The 8,349-nt window shown below is 72.8% G+C and carries 5 protein-coding genes; all 5 read right to left on the reverse strand.

Going from position 1 to position 8,349, the window contains the following annotated elements; all coding sequences use genetic code 11:
- On the reverse strand, window positions 1–1,792 hold a 1,792-nt coding region (locus tag GTW67_RS10560; RefSeq protein ID WP_161164540.1), incomplete at its 3' end, for a CDP-glycerol glycerophosphotransferase family protein.
- Window positions 1,793–1,961: 169 nt separating this feature from the next.
- A complete protein-coding gene (locus GTW67_RS10565) occupies window positions 1,962–4,223 on the reverse strand; it encodes a bifunctional glycosyltransferase/CDP-glycerol:glycerophosphate glycerophosphotransferase (protein WP_346010617.1) in 2,262 nt (753 codons plus the stop codon).
- Between the two features lie 154 nt (window positions 4,224–4,377).
- Window positions 4,378–5,295: a carbohydrate ABC transporter permease gene (locus tag GTW67_RS10570; RefSeq protein WP_161164542.1), complete on the reverse strand. Its 918-nt coding sequence runs from the start codon at window positions 5,293–5,295 to the stop codon at window positions 4,378–4,380.
- Window positions 5,296–5,386: 91 nt separating this feature from the next.
- Window positions 5,387–6,742 (reverse strand): carbohydrate ABC transporter permease, encoded by a 1,356-nt coding sequence (locus GTW67_RS10575; protein ID WP_202437073.1) that lies wholly within the window; start codon window positions 6,740–6,742, stop codon window positions 5,387–5,389.
- Between the two features lie 4 nt (window positions 6,743–6,746).
- Window positions 6,747–8,141 (reverse strand): ABC transporter substrate-binding protein, encoded by a 1,395-nt coding sequence (locus tag GTW67_RS10580; RefSeq protein WP_161164543.1) that lies wholly within the window; start codon window positions 8,139–8,141, stop codon window positions 6,747–6,749.
- Between the last annotated feature and the right edge of the window lie 208 nt (window positions 8,142–8,349).

Raw genomic sequence — 8,349 nt, forward strand, 5'->3', positions numbered from 1 at the left:
TCCCGGTGACGTCGATGATCCGGCCGGTGCGCTCGCGCCGCCCGCCGCGGTCGTAGAAGTAGTGGGCGCGCAGCAGCACCACCACGTCCTCGCCGGCCGCCTCGCAGAACGCCTCCAGGTCCAGGCCGCCCGCGCCGAACCCGGTCTCGTGATCGCGGTGGGTGGGCGCGTACAGGACGGCCGTCTTCCCCTCCGGCACGCCCAGTTCGCGCCGGACGCGGGCGACGTCGTCGGCGGTCGCCGTGTAGTAGACGTCGTTGCGCGGATAGCCGTACTCCAGGTGCTCGTACGAGCCGGGGAAGGCGCGCTCCCACATCTGGGTGGAGTGGCGGTTGGAGGACAGGTTGTAGTCCCAGCGGTCCACGCGGCCCAGCATCTTGGCGAAGCTGCCGCTGGCCGCCGCCACCACCGGGTACGTCGACTGGTCCACGCCCATCGTCTTGAGCGGGGTGCCGTGCTGCGTCTGGAGGTGCACGCTGCCGGGGCGCTTGACGACGCCCTCGGCGAAGTTGGCGTTGTTGACCAGGTACGTGGCCCGGGCCAGCACCTCCCAGTAGCGCCGGCTGCCGATGACGGCGTGCTCGACGCCCTTCGGCACGGTGTGCGCCTGGTCCGGCTCGACCAGGAACACCCCGCGCAGGTGCGGGGCGAGTTCGCGGGCCTTGGCGTGGATCGCGGCCGGGTTGCAGGCGTAGCCGCGGCCCCAGTACGCGCAGTACACGACGAGGTTCGGGTCGAGCGGGGCGCGCAGCCGGCGCCGGTAGCGCAGGCGGGTGCGCAGGCCCTGCGGCCGGGGCAGGCGGCCGAGGATCCCGGCCGCCGCCCGGTTGGCGCCCCGCAGGGCGCGGAACGCCGTGTACGACCCGGACGCCAGCAGCCGGTGCTGCACGCCGAGCCGGCCGCCCGGCGGACGGAAACCGGCGGGGCGGTGGCGCCGGTACAGGCGGCTCGCCCGGCGGAAGAAGGCGCGGCGTCCCCGGGTCAGCCGCCCCGGGTGGGCGGCCGTCTTCAGGATCAGGGCGAAGAGCTGCTCGAACAGCGGCCCGCGCCGCTCGGCCGGCAGTCCCCGCCCGGCAGCGTACGCGAGCGCCAGCTCGGCCTGGTCCAGCAGCTCGACGTGGTGCTCGCCGGGCTGGTTCAGCCGGCTGCCCTGGCGCCGCACCAGGTGCCGTACGACGACGGAGCGCAGCACCGTCATGCGGTCGGCGTCCGCCGCGGCCCGGGTGGCGAAACCGATGTCCGTGTAGTGCCCGGCGGGGAACTCCAGCCGCCGTTCGGCGAGGAAGGCACGGCGGTACACCGCGCTCCACGCGGGCAGCTGCACCCCGGTCAGATGCGGGGCGCGGCCGGGGGCGAACGCCCCGTCCGGTGTCTTCGCCAGCAGCGGGGCGGCCGGGTTGGCGGGCTCGCCCTCCCACCAGGGGACGCGCTCGTGCTCGAAGTACAGGACATCGGTGCCGTCGGCCTCCGCCAGCCGCGTGTCCAGCGCCGCCAGCGCGCCCGGCACCAGCACGTCATCGCCGTCGAGGAACAGCAGATAGGCGCCGGTCGCCGCCCGCGCCCCGGTGTTGCGCGCCCCGGCCGGGCCCGCCGACGGCGGCGAGTGCACGGGCGCCACCCGGGAGTCCCGTGCGGCGCGGTCGGCGGCGATGTCCGCCGCGGCGCAGTCGGGGGCGTCGCAGACGGGGATCAGCTCGAAGTCGCCGAAGGACTGGGCGAGGACCGAGTCCAGCGCCTGGGACAGCCGCCCTGCGACCCCATGGGACGGGACGATGATGCTGAAGCGGGGCATTCTGCTCTTTCTCTCGTTGTCCTGGTCCGACGGGAGACCCCCGCCGTCCGGGCCGCCCGGCGGCCCGGGCGTCCGCTCGGCCGTCCGGTCGGCCGCCAGGTGGGCGGCCGGGTCGGAGTGGGCCGCGACGCGCTGCGGGGCATGCGAACTCCCAGTGGACAAACGGCGGTCAGAGGCTGTCGGTGACGGTGCGCGGCCCGGCGGGTTGCGGCACGGTGGCCAGCGGGGGCCGGGACAGGGCCGCGGCGGCCGACGGGGCGGGACGCCGTTCGGCGAGCGGCACGACCGGCGGGAGGTCCGTCTCCCCGAGCACGACCCGGCGTACGACGCGCTCGGCGGCGCGGCCGTCGTCGTGCGGGCAGAACCGCTCCCGGAAAGCGGCCCTGAGCTGGGCGGACCTGGGGCCGCACCACTGGCCGCCGGCGAAGACGCCGATCAGCTCGTCCTCGTCGCCGGCCACCGCGCCCGGCGGGAAGGAGCGGAGGTCGACACAGGTGCCGACGGCCGCCTCGAAGGCCTCCGCTTCGTCGGTGTGGAGCACGATCGGCCGGTCCAGGCCCGCGTAGTCGAACATCAGTGCCGAGTAGTCGGTGATCAGCGCGTCCGAGGCGAGGCACAGCTTCTCCACGCTGGGATGCGCGGTGACGTCGACGATCCGGTCGTGCCGGACGGTGGTGAGCGGGCCGCCGTGCCGGGGGTGGGCGCGGGCCAGCACCATGAAGCGGGGGCCGAGCCGGGTGACGAGGCGCTCCAGGTCGAGGCCCGCGCGCTGGGTGCGGCGGTAGTCGCGGTACGTGGGCGCGTACAGCAGTGCGACGGTGTCCTCGGGGATGCCGAGCGTCTCGCGCAGCCGGGCCACGTCCGCCGCCGTCGCCCGCTGGAACACGTCGGTGCGCGGCCGGCCGTACTCCAGCGTGGTGTAGCGGCCCGGGTAGACGCGCTCGCAGGTCAGGGTGGAGTGGCGGTTCGCGGAGACCAGGTGGTCCCAGGAGTCCACGGTGTCCAGGAGCCGGGCGAAGTCGGTGCCGCGGGCGGCCGGGTGCTCCCGCAGGTCCAGGCCGGTGCGCCTGAGGGGCGTCCCGTCCTGCGTGCGGACCACGACCTGGCCCCGGCGCTTGAGCAGGCCCGCGTCGAGACCGGTGTGGTGCACCAGGTACCGGGAGCGGGCCAGCGCCGTCCAGTACGCGGCCGTGCCCGGGGTCAGCCGGCGGGTGCCGGTCGGGACCGTGTGGTGGTGCGCGGGGCCGGCCGCCCACGCGGTACGCACGTGCGGCGCGAAGGCGCGGAACGCCTCCTCCAGCGCGCCCGCGTCGCCCCCGTACCCCCGGCCGCCCGCGTCGGCGAAGAGCGCGCGGTCGGCACGCAGGGGGAGGCGGCGCTGGATCCGGTAGTGCAGCCGCAGTGCGGCCGTGCGTGCCGTTCCCAGCAGCTTGGCGCCGGCCTTCCGCGTCCGGCGGCGCAGGGCCGACACCAGGCGCAGGGCCTCGTAGGTGCGGCGCAGGCCCAGGCGGAGCAGGGCGTGACGCAGCCGGGCGGCCGGCGGGACGGGGACGCCGGGGACGCGGTAGCGGCGGCAGTGGACGCGGGCCCGGCGCATGAACTCCGCGCGCAGGGAACGCGGGAGGCGGCCGGGGCGGGTGAACACCGTCGCCAGGTGGTCGTTCATGCGGCGGAACAGCACCGGCCGCCAGCGGGCCAGCTCCGGGTCGGACTCGACGTACGCGAAGACCCGGTCGTACTGGGCGAAGACGTCGAGGTGGCGTGCGCTCGGGGTGCCCAGGATGCTGCCCCGCCGGCGCTGCCGGTAGTGGACGCAGACCCGGTCCAGCGTCGCCAGGGACTCCGCGGCCATCAGCACCGGGTACGACCACGGCGTGTCCTCGTAGTGGCCGGGCGGGAAGACGAAGCCCTCGCGCTCGGCGAACTCCCGCCGTACGGCCTTGTTCCAGGCCACCATCAGCAGCTCCATGAGCCCCGGCCGGTCGGCCAGCCGGAACGGTGCCGGGCCCTGCTCGGTGAGGTGCGCGGCGGCCCGGTTGCGGACCGTCTCGCCGGTCCCGTACGTACGGGCGTAGTCGTAGACCAGGACGTCCGGCTCGCCGGTCTCCTTGATCCGGTCGGCGATGCTCCGCAGCGCGTGCGGGGCGAGGGTGTCGTCGCCGTCGAGGAAGACCAGGTAGTCGCCGGTGGCCCGCTCCATGCCGGCGTTGCGGGCCGGTCCCAGGCCCTCGTTGCGGGGCAGGTGCACGGGCCGCACCCGCGGGTCGCGCTCCGCGAACTCGTCGGCGATCTCGCCGCAGGCGTCCGGCGAGCAGTCGTCGACCACGATCAGTTCGAGATCCGGGTACGACTGGGACAGCACCGAATCCAGGCACTCGTGCAGATACGCCTGAACCTGGTACGCGGGGACGATGACACTGAACCGGGGCACGGGGACATCCATGGGTCGGCGCGGGCGTTCGGCCCGGCAACGTCCGATGGAGTGACTTGGTTACGGCCCCTGGGGCATCCGGGGGAGGACGCGCACGTGGGGGAGGGGGCGGACCGGTCGGCGGCCCACCCCCTCCAGAGTGATGCGACGGCGGCTACTTGACGGCGCCCGCCATCACGCCGGACACGAACTGCCGCTGGAACGCGAAGAACACGGCCAGCGGGATCACCATCGAGATGAACGCGCCGGGCGCCAGCACGTCGATGTTGTTGCCGAACTGCCGTACCTGCGTCTGGAGGGCGACCGTGATCGGCTGGCTCCCCGAGTCCGAGAAGATCAGCGCGACCAGCATGTCGTTCCACACCCACAGGAACTGGAAGATGCCGAGGCTCGCGATCGCGGGCCCGCCGAGCGGCATCACGACCCGTACGAACAGCCGGAGTTCACCGGCGCCGTCGAGCCGGGCCGCCTCCAGCAGCTCCCTCGGGATCTCCGCGAAGAAGTTCCGCAGCAGGAACACCGCGAACGGCAGGCCGAAGCCGACGTGGAACAGGATCACGCCGACGACCGAGCCGAACAGGCCGATCTTGCCGAAGAGTTCGGCGATCGGGATCAGCGCCACCTGGACGGGCACGACCAGCAGCCCGACCACGGCCAGGAACCACCAGTCGCGGCCCGGGAAGTCCATCCACGCGAACGCGTACCCGGCGAGCGAGCCGATCACGACGACCAGGACCGTCGCCGGGACCGTGATCAGCACGGTGTTGAGGAGGGAGGAGGTGATGTCGCCGTTCTTCAGCAGCTCCTCGTAGCTCTGGAAGGTGAGCTGCGACGGCTCGGTGAACACCTTCCACCAGCCGCTCGCCGCCATGTCCCTCGGCGTGCGCAGCGAGGACAGCAGCAGACCGATCGTCGGGACCAGCCAGAACAGGCCCACCACGATCAGGAACACCCGGACCAGCCCGCCGCTGACGCCCTCGGCGAGCCGCGAACCCAGCGACGGCTTGACCTTGACGGCGGCGGCCGGCGGCGGCGCGGCCGCCTTCGTGACAGAACCCGCGTCCGCGGTCATCGCCGCACCTCCCGCCGCAGCCGCCGTACGTTACTGCGCCATCCCGGGGGGTAACCCCCGGACCCCCAGCCGCCCCACGGCGAACGCGATGTCATCGCCTGACCTCCCGCCGCAGCCGCCGTACGTTGAACCACATCACCGGGATCACCAGGAGCAGCAGGAACACCGCGATGGCGCTGGCGATGCCCGGCTGGTCCGAGGCGAAGCCCTTGCGGTACAGCTCCAGGGCGAGCACGTTCGCGTCGTCCTGGGAGGAGCCCGGGGCGATGATGAACACCAGGTCGAACACCTTCAGCACGTTGATCATCAGAGTGACGACCACGACCGCGAGGACCGGCGCCAGCAGCGGCACCGTGACCCGCCGGAAGACCTGCCACTCATTGGCACCGTCCACCCGGGCGGCCTCCAGCAGCTCCCGCGGGACACCCGCGAGACCGGCCGCGATCAGCACCATCGCGAAGCCCGCCCACATCCACACGTACGACCCGATGATGGCCGGGGTGACGAGGGACGGGCCGAGCCAGTTCAGGCCGTTGTAGGGCTCCTTGAAGTTGTCGGCGGGCAGTCTCAGCAGCGCCCCGTCGGCCTCGGCCGGCAGCGTGAACGTGCCGTCGCCGGACGCCTTCGCCGACGCGACGACCTTGCCGTCCCTAACGGCCTCGATCTTCATGCCGGCATAGCCCAGCTCAGCCGCGTCGACGCCGTTGAGCTTCCCGACGCCCTTGCCGCGCGTGAAGTCCTGCCAGGCGGTGCCGGTGATCTTCCCGTCCTCGGGCCGGGCGGCCGCGGCCCTCTGCGCGCCGTCCGGCATCTGGTCGGGGGCCACGCCGACCAGGGGCAGCGTGACGACCTGGCCCGCGCTGACCGGCTCCTTGGTGACGAACGCGCCCCCGCCGGCCGCCTTCAGCGGCGAGTCGCGGCCTGGGTGCGCCTTCGGGAACGCCGACGACTCGGCGAAGGTGTCGTGCACCCCCACCCACACCGCGTTCGCGACGCCCTTCTCCGGCGCCTGGTCGTACACCAGACGGAAGATGATCCCGGCGGCCAGCATCGAGATCGCCATCGGCATGAAGACGACCAGCTTGAACGCCGTTCCCCAGCGCACCCGTTCGGTCAGCACCGCGAAGACCAGGCCGAGCGCGGTGGCGACCGTCGGCGCGAACACCACCCAGATGATGTTGTTCTTCAGGGCGGTGCGGATGCCGTCGTCCGTGAACAGCGCCCGGTAGTTGTCGAATCCGGCGAAGGAGTCGCCGGACTGGTCGTAGAAACTGCGGACCAGCGAGTACCCGATCGGGTACACCACGAGCGCGCCGAGCAGCACCAGGGCGGGCAACAGGAACAGGGCCGCCACGGTCCTGCGGGTGCCGGTCACGCTCTTGCGCGACTTGGGGGCGGCGGGGCCCGGCGAGGCCGGAGAGGTCCCCGCCGCCGTGGCCGACGTCATCGCGTCAGCCCCCGTAGGCGGCGGCCGCGTCCGCCTCCAGCTTCGCCTGGGCGCCCGCGACGTCCTTCGGGTTCTTCAGGAAGTCCTGGAGCGCCTTCCACTCGCCCTTGCCGGGCGTGCCGCCGAAGGCCTGCGGGGCCTGGTCCGACATGTCGAAGCGGAAGTCGTCACCGGCCGCGACCAGCGCCTCGGCGATCTTCTTCTGCACGTCGTTCGGGTACGCCGACGCGTCGAGGCTCTTGTTCGGCGAGAGGAAGCCGCCCAGCTTCGCCTGGATCGCCGCCGCGTCCGGGGAGGCCAGGAAGGTGGCCAGCGCCTGGGACGCCTTGGAGTCCTTCAGGATCACGGCCGCGTCGCCGCCGGAGACGACCGGCGCGGTGCCGCCGACGGACGGGAAGGGGAACACCTTGGCGTCCGTGCCGACCTTCGCGTCCGTCTCGCCGATGTTGACCTGCGCGAAGTCGCCCTCGTAGACCATGCCCGCCTTGGGCTGGTCGCCGCCGGTGAAGGTCTGCGTCACCGACGCCGGGAACTCCGTCTGCAACGCGCCGGACGCGCCGCCCGCGACGTAGTCCTTCTTGGCCCAGACCTGGGCGAGCGTGGTCAGGGCCTCCTTCACGGACGGGTCCGTCCACTTGATCTCGTGCTTGGCGAGCTGGTCGTACTTCTCCGGGCCCGCCTGGGAGAGGTAGACGTTCTCGAACCAGTCGGTGAGCGTCCAGCCGTCCGCGCCGCCCACGGAGAACGGCGTCACGCCCGAGTCGTAGACCGTCTGCGCGGTGGTGAGCAGTTCGTCCCAGGTCTTGGGCTCGGAGGCGCCCGCGTTCTCGAAGACCTGCGCGTTGTACCAGATCAGCGACTTGTTGGCGGCCTTGTAGTAGACGCCGTACTGCTTGCCGCCGACCTTGCCGATGTCCTGCCAGCCCTGCGAGTAGTTCTTCGTCAGCTCCTTGGTGGCCTCCGCGCCCAGCGGCTTGGCCCAGCCCTTGTCGACGGCCTGCTTGATGGCGCCGGGCTGCGGGAGCATGGCCACGTCCGGCGGGGCGCCGCCCGCGATCTTCGAGCCGAGGAAGTTGATGATCGGGTCCTGGGCCGGCACGAAGGTCACCTTGGCGCCGGTGCGCTTCTCGAACTCGGCGAGGACCTTCTTGAAGTTCTCCTGCTCGGTACCGGTCCAGACGGCGGCGACCTCCAGGCTCTCGCCGTCCAGCTTGGGCAGGGTGAGGGTGGCGGGCTTCTTGGAGCCGCCGCCCTGACCGCCCTCGTCGCCACCGCCGTTGTCGTCGTCGCCGCCGCACGCGGTGAGCGAGAGCGCGAGGGCTCCCGCGGCGAGGGCGGCGGCGGCCCTGGTGGTCCTCTTCGCGGCGCTGCGTGTCCGCATGGTGCTGCTCGTGCGCATCACTGCCCCGTTCTTCGTTCCTCGTCGAACGTCCGGCGCTGTCCCGTGCGCTCTGGTGTACGCCAGGGGGGTGAGAGCGGCAAGAGCGCGTCGGCGGTGAAACCGAAGATCGTGACCGCGTCGTGACTCGCCGCCAGTCCCGGCCGCCCAGCCTGCGGGCAGTCGTGCCTCCCCCAGTGCCTGAACGGCCTGGGAGGTGCCCCCAGGG

Source organism: Streptomyces sp. SID5910, assembly GCF_009862125.1.
GTDB lineage: Bacteria > Actinomycetota > Actinomycetes > Streptomycetales > Streptomycetaceae > Streptomyces.